The sequence below is a fragment of the Cytobacillus sp. Bva_UNVM-123 genome (assembly GCF_046351715.2).
Taxonomy (GTDB): domain Bacteria; phylum Bacillota; class Bacilli; order Bacillales; family Cytobacillaceae; genus Cytobacillus.
In genome coordinates, this window is sequence record NZ_CM177772.1 from 2,513,759 (window position 1) to 2,529,568 (window position 15,810).

General features: G+C 34.2%; 16 protein-coding genes and 1 pseudogene. 12 read left to right on the forward strand and 5 right to left on the reverse strand.

From position 1 onward, the window contains the following. Positions 1-149: 149 nt before the first annotated feature. The gene (locus KDN24_RS12545; RefSeq protein ID WP_409972776.1) at positions 150-605 is read right to left on the reverse strand and encodes an effector binding domain-containing protein; all 456 of its coding nucleotides are present in this window, start codon (positions 603-605) and stop codon (positions 150-152) included. Between the two features lie 88 nt (positions 606-693). On the opposite strand from KDN24_RS12545, the gene KDN24_RS12550 reads away from it, so the two are divergent. The 6 genes and pseudogenes from KDN24_RS12550 (at position 694) to KDN24_RS12575 (ending at position 5,411) form a co-directional block, all read left to right on the forward strand. After that, positions 694-1,602, forward strand: a complete 909-nt coding sequence (locus KDN24_RS12550) for a helix-turn-helix transcriptional regulator (protein ID WP_409972777.1) — start codon at positions 694-696, stop codon at positions 1,600-1,602. Positions 1,603-1,994: 392 nt separating this feature from the next. Further along, positions 1,995-2,414, forward strand: a pseudogene (locus KDN24_RS12555) (Rrf2 family transcriptional regulator). Between the two features lie 114 nt (positions 2,415-2,528). Next, positions 2,529-3,470, forward strand: a complete 942-nt coding sequence (locus KDN24_RS12560; protein ID WP_409972778.1) for a DMT family transporter — start codon at positions 2,529-2,531, stop codon at positions 3,468-3,470. Positions 3,471-3,954: 484 nt separating this feature from the next. Next, positions 3,955-4,521: an LOG family protein gene (locus KDN24_RS12565; protein ID WP_409972779.1), complete on the forward strand. Its 567-nt coding sequence runs from the start codon at positions 3,955-3,957 to the stop codon at positions 4,519-4,521. 47 nt (positions 4,522-4,568) lie between these two features. After that, entirely contained in the window at positions 4,569-4,862 is a 294-nt protein-coding gene (locus tag KDN24_RS12570; protein ID WP_409972780.1) for a MazG-like family protein, read from the forward strand. Between the two features lie 261 nt (positions 4,863-5,123). Next, entirely contained in the window at positions 5,124-5,411 is a 288-nt protein-coding gene (locus KDN24_RS12575) for a MerR family transcriptional regulator (RefSeq protein ID WP_409972781.1), read from the forward strand. Positions 5,412-5,642: 231 nt separating this feature from the next. Here KDN24_RS12575 and KDN24_RS12580 read toward each other — a convergent pair whose 3' ends face one another. After that, entirely contained in the window at positions 5,643-6,134 is a 492-nt protein-coding gene (locus tag KDN24_RS12580) for an RrF2 family transcriptional regulator (protein WP_409972782.1), read from the reverse strand. 297 nt (positions 6,135-6,431) lie between these two features. Here KDN24_RS12580 and KDN24_RS12585 point away from each other — a divergent pair, with 297 nt between their 5' ends. Beyond that, positions 6,432-6,875 carry a carboxymuconolactone decarboxylase family protein gene (locus tag KDN24_RS12585; protein ID WP_409972783.1) on the forward strand — a complete coding sequence of 148 codons (444 nt, stop codon included), beginning with the start codon at positions 6,432-6,434 and terminating at the stop codon, positions 6,873-6,875. 259 nt (positions 6,876-7,134) lie between these two features. On the opposite strand, the gene KDN24_RS12590 is transcribed toward KDN24_RS12585, so the two are convergent. Together KDN24_RS12590 and KDN24_RS12595 are read right to left on the reverse strand one after the other, a co-directional pair. After that, on the reverse strand, positions 7,135-7,308 hold the full coding sequence (locus KDN24_RS12590) for a hypothetical protein (RefSeq protein WP_491348444.1): 174 nt from the start codon (positions 7,306-7,308) through the stop codon (positions 7,135-7,137). A 97-nt stretch (positions 7,309-7,405) separates the two neighbouring features. After that, positions 7,406-7,663 (reverse strand): DUF1871 family protein, encoded by a 258-nt coding sequence (locus KDN24_RS12595; RefSeq protein WP_409972784.1) that lies wholly within the window; start codon positions 7,661-7,663, stop codon positions 7,406-7,408. 676 nt (positions 7,664-8,339) lie between these two features. Here KDN24_RS12595 and KDN24_RS12600 point away from each other — a divergent pair. The 5 genes from KDN24_RS12600 to KDN24_RS12620 all read left to right on the forward strand — a co-directional run bounded on the left by KDN24_RS12600 (position 8,340) and on the right by KDN24_RS12620 (position 13,600). Continuing rightward, the gene (locus KDN24_RS12600; RefSeq protein ID WP_409972785.1) at positions 8,340-8,597 is read left to right on the forward strand and encodes a DUF1292 domain-containing protein; all 258 of its coding nucleotides are present in this window, start codon (positions 8,340-8,342) and stop codon (positions 8,595-8,597) included. A 220-nt stretch (positions 8,598-8,817) separates the two neighbouring features. Beyond that, positions 8,818-9,444 (forward strand): spore coat protein, encoded by a 627-nt coding sequence (locus KDN24_RS12605; protein WP_409972786.1) that lies wholly within the window; start codon positions 8,818-8,820, stop codon positions 9,442-9,444. A 666-nt stretch (positions 9,445-10,110) separates the two neighbouring features. Further along, entirely contained in the window at positions 10,111-10,950 is an 840-nt protein-coding gene (locus tag KDN24_RS12610) for a beta/alpha barrel domain-containing protein (RefSeq protein WP_409972787.1), read from the forward strand. Between the two features lie 136 nt (positions 10,951-11,086). After that, complete coding sequence (locus tag KDN24_RS12615; protein WP_409972788.1) at positions 11,087-12,673, forward strand: PTS sugar transporter subunit IIABC family protein; 1,587 nt, start codon at positions 11,087-11,089, stop codon at positions 12,671-12,673. A gap of 174 nt (positions 12,674-12,847) precedes the next feature. After that, positions 12,848-13,600 (forward strand): GntR family transcriptional regulator, encoded by a 753-nt coding sequence (locus KDN24_RS12620; RefSeq protein ID WP_409972789.1) that lies wholly within the window; start codon positions 12,848-12,850, stop codon positions 13,598-13,600. 215 nt (positions 13,601-13,815) lie between these two features. On the opposite strand, the gene KDN24_RS12625 is transcribed toward KDN24_RS12620, so the two are convergent. Continuing rightward, on the reverse strand, positions 13,816-15,804 hold the full coding sequence (locus KDN24_RS12625; protein ID WP_409972790.1) for an iron ABC transporter permease: 1,989 nt from the start codon (positions 15,802-15,804) through the stop codon (positions 13,816-13,818). Positions 15,805-15,810: the final 6 nt, after the last annotated feature.

Here is a 15,810-nt window from a genome sequence, read left to right on the forward strand (position 1 = left end):
ATGTGCCACTTACCTCGGGAGGTCTGACTGATATGCCAAGCCCTTATGGTTGTGTGAGAGGTCGGGGGTCAATCCCCCCCTTACCCAATTTTGGAAGGAACCCAAAAATATTGGGATTATCCAATAATATACAAAGTCAAGTCTGAAACCTAATTTTTAATTGGCACCCACAATTCAACTTCAGCATTCGTTGGATTTCCATTCAAAAGAACTTCAAAAATTTCTTTGCCGTTATATTTTGAAGCATTGTCTTCATTTGTAAAAAACTCATGTTCAAGTTTATCAAATAAGAGTCTTGAAACTCCTTCATTCTTAGTAAGTACTGTATAAGATTGTGAAGATATTTTTAAACTTTCATATCCGTTTTTATAATTATCTGACACCACACCCGCAAAGTATTTTATCCCGTTTTCTATTGGAATAATAACTGCATATCCTTTTTTATCAGTTGAGATAGGCATAAGTTCTTTCATCATGCCTTGATTAAACAATTCCTTATAGAACTCTGTTTTTTCTTTCGAGTATTTTTCATCATGTACTCCTTGCCCTTGTATCTCAATACTCTTACCAATTAATTTAAATGTTTCTCTGCTTTTAACTTTCATAGTTATTAACCTCCTTTAATTTATGTCATAATGTTATCATTGATAATATGGCAACTATATGTCATATTAAAAAATTAGGAGGGAATTTATGAAAATAGATAGGCTTATGGGAATAATTTCTTACCTAATAGATCATAAAAAAACAACGGCTAAAGAGTTATCTGAAAAATTCAGTGTAAACATAAGAACAATTATGAGAGATATAGATGACCTTACTTTGTCCGGAATACCTCTGTATTGTGTAAAGGGTAAAAATGGAGGTATATATTTAATGGATTCAGTTGAGTTAAATAAACCTCCTTTGTCGAAAACGGAGTTGATGTCAATTGAAACAAGTTTAAAAAGCAGGCTACAAGTACTAGACGATAACTCAACGTTTAATGCAATATTAAAGTTAAATAAAATTGGAGAAACTCCTGATTTTGAAATAGACTTGTCTCTCTCAAAAGGAAATACAGAGTTAAGAAAACTTGTTTTAGATTTACTTTCAGCTATACGAAATAATGAATTGATATGTTTTAACTATATAAATTCTCAAGGTAAAGAATCAAAAAAGACTACTGAACCATATAGAGTTGTATATAAAGATAGGAGCTGGTACATGGACGCTTACTGTCATTCCACAGAACGATTCAATATCTATAAACTTGCAAAAATATCAAACCTAAGCATCGTAGGTACTTTCTCAAAAAGAGAATATCGACCACTCTCCTATAGTGGCGGTGAATGGATGGAAAAAGATAAAGTTCCAGTTACTCTATTAGTAAATAAATTAGTTATTGATAAATTCTTAGAATTACTAGGAAGAGAAAACATTAAGAATGTAGATGATACATGGTATTCTGTAATCTACCCACTAAATGATAATGTATTCGGATATAATACTCTGCTTAGTTATGGTAAATTCGTAAAAGTTATATCTCCCGCTTCATTTTTTAATAATTTTACGAAATATTTGGATGAGGTAAGAAATTTATATAGTGATGGCTATGAATAATTTAAGTCAATCTTTTTAAACCATTCATTCTATAATTAAGGTGATTACACGGCGAGCAACGGAAGCACGTTGTTTATTGTATTGATTGCTTTTTTACTTGGGATCATATATGTATTTTCCGATGTGAGTTATTGCGCATCCATTCCCTTAATGTTTGGTGAAGAATATTTTACAAAAATTAATATTCTTCTTCTAACGTCTTGGAGCAATCATTAGCAGTGGCGCTTACCGTTTGTACACATGGTCATCAGCCGATAAAGTTCAAGTCAAAGGCAATTCGGATCATCTGATGATCTCCGACGCCAATAAAATATTTGACAAAATAGTACGATTAAACCTATTATGGTTATTGCAGATATATTAAGTCTATTATCGGAGGTGATTTAAACATCATGAAATTTTCAAAAGCAACAAATTATTCTCTTCACACTATGCTTTTTCTTGAAATGGACACATCAAACAAGCTTGTTGGTGTACTGGAGTTAGCAGAAAAACAAAAGTTTCTCCGACGTACCTGTCCAAGATATTGACTAAGTTGGCTAAGGAAGGAATGATTATTTCTTCTTCAGGTATCAACGGAGGTTATTTGCTTAGCCGAAATTTGGGAGATATTTCATTTTTGTACATTAAACATGCTATGAAGGTAAATCATCTTTATTTGATTGCTGTTTAGAGTCTCTTTCAGAATGTGCTTTAAAAAATAATACTTTCGGTAGAAAATAATGGAGGAACAGTTAAGGAATCAAAAAATATCAGACTTTGTTAAAAAAATCTGTGGAATTATAATCCACTTTTATTTTTTTAATAAATAATAGATATAAAGAGTCTTTAAAATCCTCAATTACAGTTTCAAATTAGTATAGGAAAATATCAAATTTAATTGGGCTAAATATTTTTTATCAATTTTTTTGAAAAAGGAGAAATTTATGCAAATCATACTTTTTTTAATTATGGGGATAATTATGGGAATGCTTTTCCCTATTCAGGCATCTATAAGTGCTCGTTTAAGCTCTTATTCAAAAACACCTTTAACAGCTTCGTTCATCGCATTTTCTTTTGGATCAGTGATACTACTCATTATTAATTTAATAGTAAATCCTAGAGGAATCAGTGTTGGGATTGATTTTTCATATCCATTGTATGTTTTTATCGGTGGAGCAATAGCTGGTATTGGCTTTCATGTGGCTAATATCATTCTTTTTTTAAAACTAGGCGCTTCAGTTACAACAATAATAACTGTAACTGGGCAAATGATTGTAGGAGTTTTAATCGATCACTTTGAGTGGTTTGGTGTACCAGCTAATCCTATTAGTACTACTAGAATAATCGGGACTATCATTATGATTTTAGCTATTTCATTGGTTCAATCTAAGAAGCAAAAAGATTTAACTGTGTCGTCAGAAGAGAAAAAGGATAGTAAAATCACTTGGATAATTTTAGGCGTTTTAGCTGGATTTTTACCACCATTGCAAACCGCTATTAATGGAGAACTTCGCGTTGCAACGGGTTCTCTTTTAGGAGCTACTTTTATTTCTTTTTTTGTTGGTGCGATTATCTTGCTAATTTTGATTTTGATTACTCAACGTCGCTTAGAGATTCCTTTGTATGACACTCAAAAAAAACGTATTCCTGTTTGGGTATATATGGCGGGTATATTTGGCATATTTATTGTAGCAGGTAACATTGTCTTATTACCTAAGCTTGGATCAGTTCTAACTACGATGGTTTTTCTATTGGGACAAATGATTATGGCTGTAATAATCGATCAGTTTGGAATATTTAATTTACAAAAAAGGAAAGTTGATAGTAGAAGAATTGCCGCTCTAGTATTGACTATTATTGGAATAGTATTTGTTAAGTTCTTGTAATTTTTTGTGTGACTAGGCGCATATTCAATAGTTCAAAACAAAGAATAAGTTTTATCAAGTGAATAAAACATTGTGATAGATTTGTTGTGTGCTTATAAAGGCAAAATAAGAAATCTCTGCTGGCAACAGAGTATTCAGTGCTTCCTTTTATGGTCCGGTAATTTGTAATTGTCAGCGATCGTTGAAAAACCTGCGAATGATAAGATTCTCCTAGAACATAATAGAATCTAGTTTAATTAATTCAAAAAGTAGGAGAGTAAAAAGATAATGTTATTATCATAAGCAAGGAAAAACTACCAATTAAAATAAAAAATAGAATGATATTCTCCTCCTACTCTAAAAACATATTGTTTTTTTAATATAAAATTAATGGTATTTTTCGACTTCATATGTAGCTTTTTTCTTTAGTTTGTGGAAAATGATGTTAGAATAAATAATGTTGTATACATAGTCTTTATTTTATTTTTTTTGGGGGAGTATAGATATGAAAACAATTGCAGTTTTCTGTGGTTCTAGTACGGGAAATGATCCCATCTATATGAAGGAAGCTAGGAACTTAGGGAAGATCTTGGTGGATAATGGATTAAACCTTGTTTATGGGGGAGCAACAGTTGGTTGCATGGGTGCAGTTGCTGATGCTGTGATGGAAGCAGGTGGTAAGGTAATTGGTGTCATACCTGAGAAGTTAAAAAATGTTGAAATCGCACATCAACAACTATCTGAACTTCATGTCGTTAACACTATGCATGAAAGAAAAGCATTAATGGCAGAGTATGCTGATGGGTTTATTGCATTGCCTGGTGGTTCTGGGACTTTAGAGGAATGGTTTGAAGTATTTACCTGGGCTCAACTAGGATACCATAATAAACCTTGTGCATTACTCAATATCAACAATTACTACACACCAATTCTATCTCTTTTTGACCATATGATCGACCAAGGATTTATAAAATCGGAGTATAAAGATTTAATAGTCATTGACAATAATTCAAAAGAGTTAGTAAAAAAACTTAAGGATAACAAAAGTACCTATATCCATAAATGGCAATAATAAAATTAAAAAAACTTCAGAAATAATTAAAGAAAGAGGAAGCAATCTTGGAACAGCTGATAAAAGAAATTAAATTACTCAGTAAAAGAGAACCAAAAACGTTAGAGCAAATGGCATTAAAGCTATCAGAGGAAGTTGGTGAAACCTCACAAGCCGTACTATCTTACATAAAAGCAAGCGGAAGTGAGTACAAACAATTAGGAATCGAAAATGTAAAAGAAGAATGTATTGATGTTATTTTAGTAGCCTTAGCTATGTTTTACAAATTATCCGAGAACGATAAAGAATTACACGAGTTAATAAGTAAAAAGTTGGATAAGTGGGAAAGCAAAATCAGTTAACGAATTTTCGTTCGTTTAATAAAAGAGTTAAAAAGTTTAGTTTACCTTCTTTAACTAACGGAAGTATTTATTCAACAAGGCTTTGCAATAATCTTCTACAATCGGTCGAGATTTTGCAATGAAAATTGGTCCTTCTTTATGTTAAAAATGTGTATAAGGTTACCAAGCACAGCAAAACGTCAAATAAGGAGGTAGCCTGTAATAAGGGTTAACGTACTTGTCATGAGCTAATCGAGCATGTATAGATAGTAGGTGTTACTGTTGTATAAAATCGGGGAACTTTCGAAGATTGTTAAAATATCTCAAAGAATGCTGAGGTATTACGATGAGAAGGCTCTATTAAAACCAAGAAAAGATGAAATGAACGGTTATCGATATTATACTAACGATGATATTGCAACAATTAATAAAATAAAATCATTGCGCAAATACCATTTTTCAATTGATGAAATAAAAAGTGTAATAGAAATGGATGCGACAGCGATCAAAATCATATACCAACAAAAGATTGCCGAATTGTATGAAAAAAAATCGAATATCATGGTGTAATCGAGGAAATGAAACCCCATATTGAACCAAAGAATACCACAGATAAGGTGAACACCTATAACGTGTTTTGGGGGATAAGTTATACAGATGATTTTATTACAGTAGACAAAGATGAATATGTAACTGAAGTTAGTATTGCGATACAAACTGGCTAAAGAAAGATACTTTCCTAGAACAAGAAAAATCCTCTCTAAATTCCTATTAATTAAGGAATTTCATGAGAGGTTTTTTTTATATGCTATTTTTCGTAAAATATTTCTGGGTATCTTCACGTATTTCTTTGGGCAAGACACGATCAAGCTCTTCATTTAACCATGAAAGTGTTTTACTACGTAAATATTCACGCATTTTTTCTTCAGCAGAGAGCATTACTAAATTGATGGTGCAAAAGGAGGGAGCCGAACAGCAGCCTTCTCTATACAAATAACCATTATCTTTAATATTTTTACATTGAAAAATAGGCTTAGGACCTTCAACTGCCTCAACTACATCCCAAAAGGAGATGTTTTCTGGAGATTTAGATAACCTATATCCTCCCTTTACACCTGGGACAGAACTTACAATACCTGCCTTAGATAATTTAGCAAAAACTTTTGAAAGAAATGTCTCAGAAAGCCCTTGAAATTCTGCTAAATCCTTTATTCCAACACTTTCTTTGGAAGGAACATCAATTAAATAAACCAGACAATGTAAAGCATATTCAACTCCTACACTATATTGCATATAAATTCACCTACTTTTGATTATGGATTATCAAATTGTATCTTAGGTGTATTTAGAGTTCTAGTCAAATAATAGAAATCTTTTTTGATAAATTTTATTCATTTGACAAAAATAATGATAGTGTATATTATTGATAATATTAATCGACGATTAACTTAGTCTCTAATTAGCGTCTAAAATTCATTTTGACAAATGACAAAACCCTTATCATTAACACACATCCAATGAAGAAGCTGCTTCCAGATTAACATCTGAATTAATACTGTCTTAAAAAAAGAAACATTAGGAGGAATTAAATTGGAACAACGAATTGATTATTACAAAGTAGCACCAGAAGCACTTAACATAATGACGGAAATGGAGAAGTATACGAAAACTACAGGTATAGACCGTAAACTTCGTGAGCTTATAAAAATTCGGGCTTCTCTAATAAATGGTTGTGCATATTGTATTAACTTGCATACAGCTGATGCTAGAAAAATAGGAGAAACAGAACAACGTTTATATTGTATAAGTGCTTGGAGAGAGTGTACATTTTACACTGATGCAGAAAAAGTAGCTCTTGAGTTGACAGAGTACGTAACTTTAATTCCGACGAAACGTGTGCCAGATGAGCTTTATCAACGAGTACGTGAACATTATGATGAGAAACAATATGTTGATCTAGTTCTAATAATCAATCAAATCAATAGTTGGAATAGAATTTCTATAGCAATGGGAAATACAGCAACTGAAAAATAATGATTGTCTACGAAATCTTATAGTGTTCGCATTTAATTGAGGCACTATTTTATTTTTGAACCAGTTCTAAAATCGGGCAAATCGTTAAGATTCCTTTATCAACCGTATCACCAAGAGACTCTTTTACCGAGCATTTTTTTCGGGATTTTGATTCTTGACTAGACGGCCAAATATGCCCGAATGCAAAACAAGGTATAGTTTTTCTTTATTTTGGATTAAAAAGTGAGGAAGATTGGGACTTCCAATCTCTTCTTCCCTTTCAATACAAAATCATTCCAATGCTATTTAATTTGTCGGAAATCCATGAAGCTGCATTTTGCATGTCCTCTTTATGTTCAGATAAGGAGCTAATGCTTGGAATACAGAGCAATTCTTTTATTTCCTCGACATTTATATCATAATTAATGAATAAAAGCTCGGATAGTTGACTCATAATCACCTATTCTATTTTTATACAAAAAACAAGAAAATCCACTATTGACAATGAAAATGTTAAAGTAAATTGGCACACAATAAAATCTTTGAGAAATTTAACTGTTATTGATTTTGTTCCAAATTTTTAACGCACTTGGATAACAATTATTAATCGAGTAAACTTCATCAACCGAAAACATTTTTACAAAGACCTCATGTATCACAACGGCTAATTTTTCAACAGAAGTTGCTGTTGGTAATAGTTCTACAATAAGCCTTATTTCAGGGTCATATTCATCGTCAGGCGTATGATGTAAAAATTGCTTTGGATCCCAATCATCAATTACTTCTTTTACAATTTGATAGTGTTTCATATTATCCCTCTTTTAAAATATTGTTTTATTGATTTATTCAATGTCCTTCATTAGTGGAATAAGGATGTTTAAATGTAGTTTAGTGTTTTTAAATTTTTTCTGAACCGAACAATGAGGACACTAAAACCCTTCTTTGAAGTGACTTTCTCTCATTTCATTAATTAATCGACCACCAGCAGAGGAAGAAGGTTCAACATAGCGTTTAACCCTATTGATAGATTTGTTCTTATGTAGATTATATCAGGATTTCGGACAAATTGTGCAGTTGTACCAAAATGGAAAGCCAAGAAAAGAGATCATTCGTGAATAAGACCTTACTCCTTCCCAAATTGGCCACTGACAATCTTGTAGTTTCATAGCTTCGCTTTTTATTCGGGGTCAAAGCCGCTCCAACCAGCCTCAAACATATTTGTTCAAGCATATTGTACATATTTAAATTTACATTTCTAAATAGCATTTTGTTTTAATAGGATGCTTTTATTCTTCTTAAAGTAACGGGGCAAGTTAGTGGTACTTCGAACTTTCAGGTAATTTTGTTGTATATTAATAATTTTATTTTTAATGTTTAAATCTAAATTTTCTACATGAATCTAATCTTCTTTGGAAATATTTGATTATGAATCCTTCTAAACGATTATTCGTTCAAGGCAATTTTAAAAAGGAGAGGGGCTATCTCATGGTAAACATTGAAGTAGGCGAAATCTTTACAAATGATCAGGGCGAGGAAATTGAAGTGCTGGCAGTCTTAAAAATGGAAGGGACAAAATATGTGGCAGTCGGCTTTGTGGAGGATCTTCTAGAAGAAATGGAAGGAGACATTGATATTTTCTTTTTAAAGGTCAACCAGGATGGAGATTTCACAGATATTGAAAGCGATGAGGAATTCGACAGAGTTTCTTCAGCCTTTGATGAAATAATACAAGAAGACAAATAATACATGACAGAAAAGGGCATAAAAAAACCATGCTAATGGGGCTGTTGATAAAGTGGAAAGGAACTCATCTCTTTTCCCATTTTGTTTTTTGTTCGTTCTTAATGGATTGTTAAATCTTTTTTCCCTTCTATGAACTAATGTGAAATTTCTTTCGCTATGAATAAAAAAAATCACTTATATCCATCATAAAAGGGATAACAAATAGGGAGGGTGTTATATAGTGAAACTAGCAGCACACGAACTTCATGATTTACAGGAATTAACGATGAGTTGTGTTAATTCTATTACAAACATGGGATATATGGTACAACATGTACAGGATCATGAATTTAAAAGCATTTTGGAAAGGCACTTCCCTTTTCATGTTCGTGACTATAACATGAAGGTAGAATTTCTCAATCAAATGGATGGGGCCAAAAGAGAGTTATCGCTTTTAAAGGAAAATGGAGAACTTAGTGATTTTACAAAGTCTCCCGTTAATCAATATCCACCTGTCCAACCCCGAACCATGGTTGATAATATGAATGATCGCGAAATGGCAACTGCTTATTTACTTACATTAAAACGTTCTGGTCGGGAATACGCCTATTCTGCCATGGAAGCCGCGAATCCTGAAATACGGTCCTTTTTGCAAACCTGTTTTATGATGAGTTGTTCACATGCCTATGATATGTGGCAATACATGGTTAAAAAGGGATACTACCCATTAGAACCAGCAGATCAAAACATGACGGCTAAAATTGGAGCTGTTTATAAGATAGTTCCTGAAGATCAAGAACAAATTCACCAATATGCAAAACAGTACCAAGATCCTACACATGGTTCAAGTGAGCAACTATATCAGTAAAATAACGATAAAGAGTAACAGTAAAAGCGATCTTCTAATTCAATAATCGGGCGCGAGTTCTGTACAAAAATTACATTAATTGGAAAATAAGTATGTAACTTTTATTTTAAAAAATGGACTAGAAAACCTCACTGACATCAATAAAGACCAATTGGAGAAATTGATTGTTTTGAGTCATTAAATCCATCTATCTCTGACTCTAGAAGACGGGGAGGAGGTTTGTGGTATAGTGGTGGCGACGTGGTAGGATTATTTAATCCTACTGGCGTTATTTTAGTATGGCAAAGTTAAAAAGCATAAGTCCGATACGATACTAGTTATGTAATAAAATGGGGCTGTATCAAAGAGATAATATTTCCTTTGATACAGCCCCAATTTTATTGTGAAACTATTTAAAAAAAGAGAAATGATATTAATTGTTTTTCTAAATGGAAAAATATATTAACATTTTATCCAATTGCTTAAGTCCTTAATGAGGAATCTTTATTTGCTCGGGAAATTTTATAATTTTGTGTTTTGTTCATAAGTGAAATTCTTCTTATCCGGTAAAAAATCAATTAAATATTAATCGTTGACAAAATAAAAAAATGGTTATATATTTTAGATATTAATTGTACGTACAATTAATGTACGCACAATTCCAGAAGACTAAGGAGGGTTTTTCACATGTTTTATGGAGATATGAACAAAAAAAGAAAAAATGCAATGGCTAGGGTATGGAAAGCAATAGAAGAGCATGGTGGCCAAACTATTTTAAGTACAGGTATTACAGGAGATGATGCCCGACTTGCTAGAGCTGCTGTAGCTGGAGGGGCTAAATTACTTGAACCAAATCATCCAGCAATGGCGTTAGCACGGGGATATAAAGGTGTTACTTCTATGCATGCAGCCGAAAACTTACGTCACGAAATTGATATTTTAGAAATGGCAAAGGCAACACAAGGTGTACGAAATGTTGTAGGACCTGAACCCTTTATAACAGTAGGTGTTCCAGGAGGATTTACAGAGATAATGCCAGTTGAATTAGGTGAAAAGGAATTTTTATTAATGGCTAATCATGGTGCTGATGGTATGCATATTCATAAGTCAGATTTTAAAGACTTGGAGGAAGTTGTAAATCTAGCGCATAAATATGGCTTAACTGTAGATGCTTACATCGGACATCCGGATGATTTACATACATTTGGAATTCCAGCTGAAACTCCTGAAGAGGTAGCTGAAGTTGCAAGGAGAATGGAAGACATAGGTGTAGATATGATCGGATTAATGACAGGGATGAGCTATGAAGGTGTAGCAGCAGGGGAAATTCCTCAGGTTATTAAAGAAAGATTGAATGCACTTGTTACTAGTGTTAAAGTTCCGACACTTGCAGAAGGTGGAATTAATCTGGAAAACTGTAAAGCTTTTAAAAACACAGGGGTAAATATTTTGGTTGTTGGAACTGCTATTGATAATGTTGTGGAAAATGCAGCAAAAGAAATGATCCAAAAATTCTTAGGAGTTTAAATATTTTTTCATCCTTTTGAGAGAATTATCAAAACGGTGGGAATTTATTTCTCACCGTTTCGCTTAAAAGAAATTAATACAATTTCTTTATAATAATTTAAGGTTTTTTCCTTATAAAAGATCGGGAGGGATAAATGTGAAGAATATTGCTATTCTTGGAAGTAGTGGAGGGAATTTATATAATTTAGGAGGAAAAGACCCGAAAAAACTTTTGGGAGAAATATTTAATCAATGTGATTCTGCTGGGATAAATGTAAGCGCTGTACAATTTATAGGTGCAGATGTATCAATGGATGCTGCAAAAGATACCACAAAAGCTTCACTATATGTATTAAGAGATGATGAAATTCAAGTTCTTCAAAGAGATACGCTTAAGAATATTAATGAAGCCGCAGTACCGGAAGATCAAAAGTTAGCAGATGAAATTAAGAGTGGGCTTATAGATGGATTGATATTAATGAGTATTGACCCTAATAATGCAAATAAAAATGCGATTTTAGCAGCAATAGAGAAAAAAATTCCGATAGTTGGAACAGGCGGAACAGCTATGGCTACAGTTAGTTCAAAAGGAGCTAACGTGATCTCTACCTCTGGTACTACTGGAACTACAAATCGAACTAGGGCAATTTCATTTGTTTCAGCTTTGGCAAAACACTGGGACATAAAATTTCGACCTAGCTTTACAAAAAAGTCAGGAGAAGCCGAACCCCCATCTGATTCAAATCCGCTTAAAAGAATAAATTTAAAAGGTATTATGACTGCTTCTCTACCTGCATTTATTGCACTCGCCTTAATTTTAGCTTTAAGTAAAATTCCAGGATTGGAAGGCTTGGGAGATGTTTTTGGAATCATTCTGAAAGCGCTACCGGTTGTACTTGCTGTGGTTGCTACCAAACAAGTATCGGATTTAGATGAAGTATCTATAGTTGCAGGAGTTATTGCAGGAAGTCTATCGGTTGAGGGGGGAATTATTGGAGGAATTATTGGGGGTATACTTGCTGGGTTACTTGTACAGTATTTCTTTGCTAAATTTATACAACTCCGTTTTCCAATGACAACAGTTAATATTTTTGCTGCTGGATTGGCTGGTATTATATCAGGACTGATTATTTACTTTGTTTTAGGACCAATCGCTCTGTGGGCAGGAGAGTCCATTAAATTTATAATCGAACAGGCAATCAATTTCAACCCTATTTTTGCTGGTGCATTGGCTGGCTTACTAATATGGCCAGCTATTCTAGGTGGGGTTTATCATGCAGCTATTTTACCAATTGTTCTATTTGAAATGGAAAGAACAGGAGTTAGTTTTTTAGGGGCAATAGATATAACATCGCTTGTGATGGTAGCAGCAGGAATAAATTTAGCTAATATTATATTTCCAAAAGATAAAGGCTCCGCAGCCATAGCTACACCAGGCTTTTTAGTAAATATGGGGTTTGGTACTTTTGTAGAATCAGCGTATCCCTTTATGTTTTCAAATAAAGTTATCTTTGGTGGAGCAATCTTTTCTGCGGGACTCGGCGGTGCCATAGTAGGTTACTTTAATATTAGAGGGACTGCATACGTGCCAACATTTGTAGCACCATTTACTTCTAACCATTCGATTGGATTAATTATATCAATGAGTGTCGCATTAGTAAGTGCATTCATAATTACTACATTAGCAAATAAAGCGTTTTCTTCTAAGGTGAAAGGTGCGAATAAAATTAATCATGAAATTTAATGATTATCTTGTGAGGTGGTTACTAACTTACCACCTCATTTTCATTGTTTCTTTCGAATTCAAGATAAGTAACAGATAGCTTGGAGTCAATTAAAGGATTTTCTCTAGTTGTTTATTGTGCTAGAATAATACATATTATATACAATAACAAATAATAATTGTGAAGGTGAATTTATGGAGGAATTTATTTTTGATAAAAACGGTGGTCCTCTATATAAACAGGTTTATTCATGGTTGAAAAAAATGATTGCAAATGGAGAATTGAAACCAGGCGATCAGGTGCCTCCAGAAATTTTATTAAGTAAAGATCTAAATGTTAGTAGACACACAGTTAGAAAAGTTTTAGATATACTTACAAGTGAAGGATATTTGTATAGGCAGCCAGGGAAAGGTACATTTATAAATTACAGCAAATCAAACTATAAGTTGGCCTTCCTTAATAGTTTCACGGAACAAATGATAGAGTTAAACAAAGTTCCTTCTTCAAGAGTAATAGAAATCGAAGAAAATATTAGCCCTAGCCAATCCATAAAAGAAATATTAAATTTGTCTCAATTTGAACGAGTAACCAAGATACTCCGCCTAAGGCTAGCCGATGGAAAGCCAATGTCATTGGAAGAAGTTTATATAAGTAGCAATATAGCACCGGGATTAAATAAAACGAACCTGGCAAATAAATCTCTATATACAATATTGGAAAGTGAATATAAATTAACCATAACACATGGTGACATTAAATTAGGGGCTGCTGCAGCAAATAATGAGCAGGCTGATCTTCTTGGGGTGGAGTTAAATAGTCCCTTAGTTTTTATGGAAAGCTTAGCATTTTTGGATAATCAAAGACCTGCATTTGTAACTTTCGCTAGATATCCATCGGATCGATATATTTTTACGTTAAGCCTTCCAAGAGAAAATAGTAAGTCATGATTCAATATCAACTTCAAATGTGTTCACCATTTTTTGTGATTTTACCACTTTTTCACCAAATTTTGACCTCTCATCATTTGTGGGAGGCTTTTTTATGTGCCAGTCATGTTAATAGCACAAACCATGACCGTGGTTTGTGCTATTAATGTTAGTATGTTTTTTTGAATTTACTTGATACGAAAGAAAGAAATTTTATAACGCTCCTTGCAGTTAGCCTATTTCATTGTAACTTTTCCAGTTTTGCTTAATAAGTAAAGTAAATAAGGTGAGCCAACGAGTGATACTAATAACCCAGCAGGGACGTCATTCGGGGCTAATACATATCTTCCTAAAAAGTCCCCGATCGTTAATAAAACGCCTCCCAGTAAAACACTGACGGGAAAGACAAATTCATGCTTAATTCCGACTAAGCGTCGTGCAGCATGAGGAGCTAATAGCCCGATAAAGCCAATTGTTCCGACGATAGCAACACTTATTGCAGATAGAAGGACCCCGGTAATAAGCATCATGAGTCGTACCTTTGTTGTTTTCAATCCAAAGCCAATGGCTATTTCTTCCCCGAAAATAAGAACGTCGTATGCTTTAGAGAAATGGTAAATAATTGGGAAGGAGATGATAATCACAATGAATGCAAAGTATACGTCCCCCCATGTTGTTCCGTACGTGCTTCCTGATAACCATGTCAATACTTGAGATGCATGGAACTTTGATTTAACGATGAGAATTTGAATAACAGCAGAACAGATTGCTGAAATAGCCACACCGATTAGGACGACCATAACAGGCTGGAACCCATTACGGAAACTGGTTAATAAGATCATTCCCATTACAAGAAAAGCACCGATAACCGCACCAATTGGGACAAAAATATAAGACAGCCCTGGGAAGACAAGCAAACAGAGCATAGCCATCATTCCAGCACCAGATGTGACCCCTAGAACTGAGGCATCAGCAAGCGGGTTGCGAAGAACTGCCTGTAAAATCACTCCGCCTGCAGCCATTAACATCCCTACTAAGAAGCTCGTAATAACTCGTGGTACCCTAAAGTCCCAAACGTATGCGTTATAAGCAAGCTCATTAATGATTTCGTTCAATGGTGTAAAGGAAGTTCCCCCAAACAAAATTCCGACAATAAGTGAGCCAATAGAAACGATAGAGATGAGTATAATAACAGTTCCCTTTCGTTTAAATGCTTCATTTCCGTTTAACGTTGAAGGCTTGCTTCGAACATTTTTGCTCATTTTGATTGCTAAATAGACGAGCCAAGGACCTCCAATCATAGCGGTCATAGCCCCAACAGGCAGCTCAGATGTTTGTGAAACAAGACGGACAAGAATATCTGCTCCAATGAGCAGCAATGCACCCATTATTATATTTCCTAGAATCATCGAAAAATGGAGACGAAACCCCATTAGGCGAACAATATGTGGTGCTATAATTCCGACAAAGCCGATTGGTCCGACAACAGCTACTGTAGTGGCAGCAAGTAGGATAGCAATAATCCAGCCAATCACTTTCATCGTCCCGACTTTTTCGCCGAGACCTATCGCTGCTTCGTCTCCCAATAATAAAATATCTAATTTTCGACTTGAAGCAAGCGCGAGAATGAGAACGACTAGAATCCACGGAAATGCAAATTGGACACCTGACCAATCTAATTGCAGCAGTGTGCCCGAGCCCCATAAAAATAGTCCTGAAACTTCATTTGCAAACAATAGTTGAAGTGCCGCAGTAAAGGATGAAAATAATAAGCTTACAATCATTCCTGTTAATGCAATTCTTACAGGGTCAAGAGCTTTTCCAACTAAAAACCATACGAGTGATGCCGCTGCGATGCCACCTAGAAAGGCTAGGATTAACGGATAGCCCCAGCTTACTTGCGGAAGGAAAATCGCCCCAGCAATAATAAAGAAGTAGGCTCCCGAATGGATACCTAATGTCCCGGCACTTGCAAGTGGATTTTTTGTAATGGTTTGCATAAGCATTCCTGCTACTGCAAGTGCAGAACCTGCAATACAGCCAATGACAAAGCGTGGCAACCGATTATAAAGAAAGAAATTTTGCTGCTGTTGATCGTTAAATAGCTCTCTCCAAAACGAAATATATCCACTAGAGGATTGTCCCTGACTTAGATGAATGGAGGCAAGTAGGATAAATAATCCTATGCCTCCAATGATATATAGAATTACTTTTCCTTTTGTCACTTGTTT

Excerpts from the sequence above, each read along its gene's own strand:
- KDN24_RS12545 (WP_409972776.1), bottom strand. The coding sequence starts at position 605 with ATGAAAGTTAAAAGCAGAGAAACATTTAAATTAATTGGTAAGAGTATT.
- KDN24_RS12550 (WP_409972777.1), top strand. The coding sequence starts at position 694 with ATGAAAATAGATAGGCTTATGGGAATAATTTCTTACCTAATAGATCAT.
- KDN24_RS12560 (WP_409972778.1), top strand. The coding sequence starts at position 2,529 with ATGCAAATCATACTTTTTTTAATTATGGGGATAATTATGGGAATGCTT.
- KDN24_RS12565 (WP_409972779.1), top strand. The coding sequence starts at position 3,955 with ATGAAAACAATTGCAGTTTTCTGTGGTTCTAGTACGGGAAATGATCCC.
- KDN24_RS12580 (WP_409972782.1), bottom strand. The coding sequence starts at position 6,134 with ATGCAATATAGTGTAGGAGTTGAATATGCTTTACATTGTCTGGTTTAT.
- KDN24_RS12590 (WP_491348444.1), bottom strand. The coding sequence starts at position 7,308 with ATGAGTCAACTATCCGAGCTTTTATTCATTAATTATGATATAAATGTC.
- KDN24_RS12595 (WP_409972784.1), bottom strand. The coding sequence starts at position 7,663 with ATGAAACACTATCAAATTGTAAAAGAAGTAATTGATGATTGGGATCCA.
- KDN24_RS12600 (WP_409972785.1), top strand. The coding sequence starts at position 8,340 with ATGGTAAACATTGAAGTAGGCGAAATCTTTACAAATGATCAGGGCGAG.
- KDN24_RS12610 (WP_409972787.1), top strand. The coding sequence starts at position 10,111 with ATGTTTTATGGAGATATGAACAAAAAAAGAAAAAATGCAATGGCTAGG.
- KDN24_RS12620 (WP_409972789.1), top strand. The coding sequence starts at position 12,848 with ATGGAGGAATTTATTTTTGATAAAAACGGTGGTCCTCTATATAAACAG.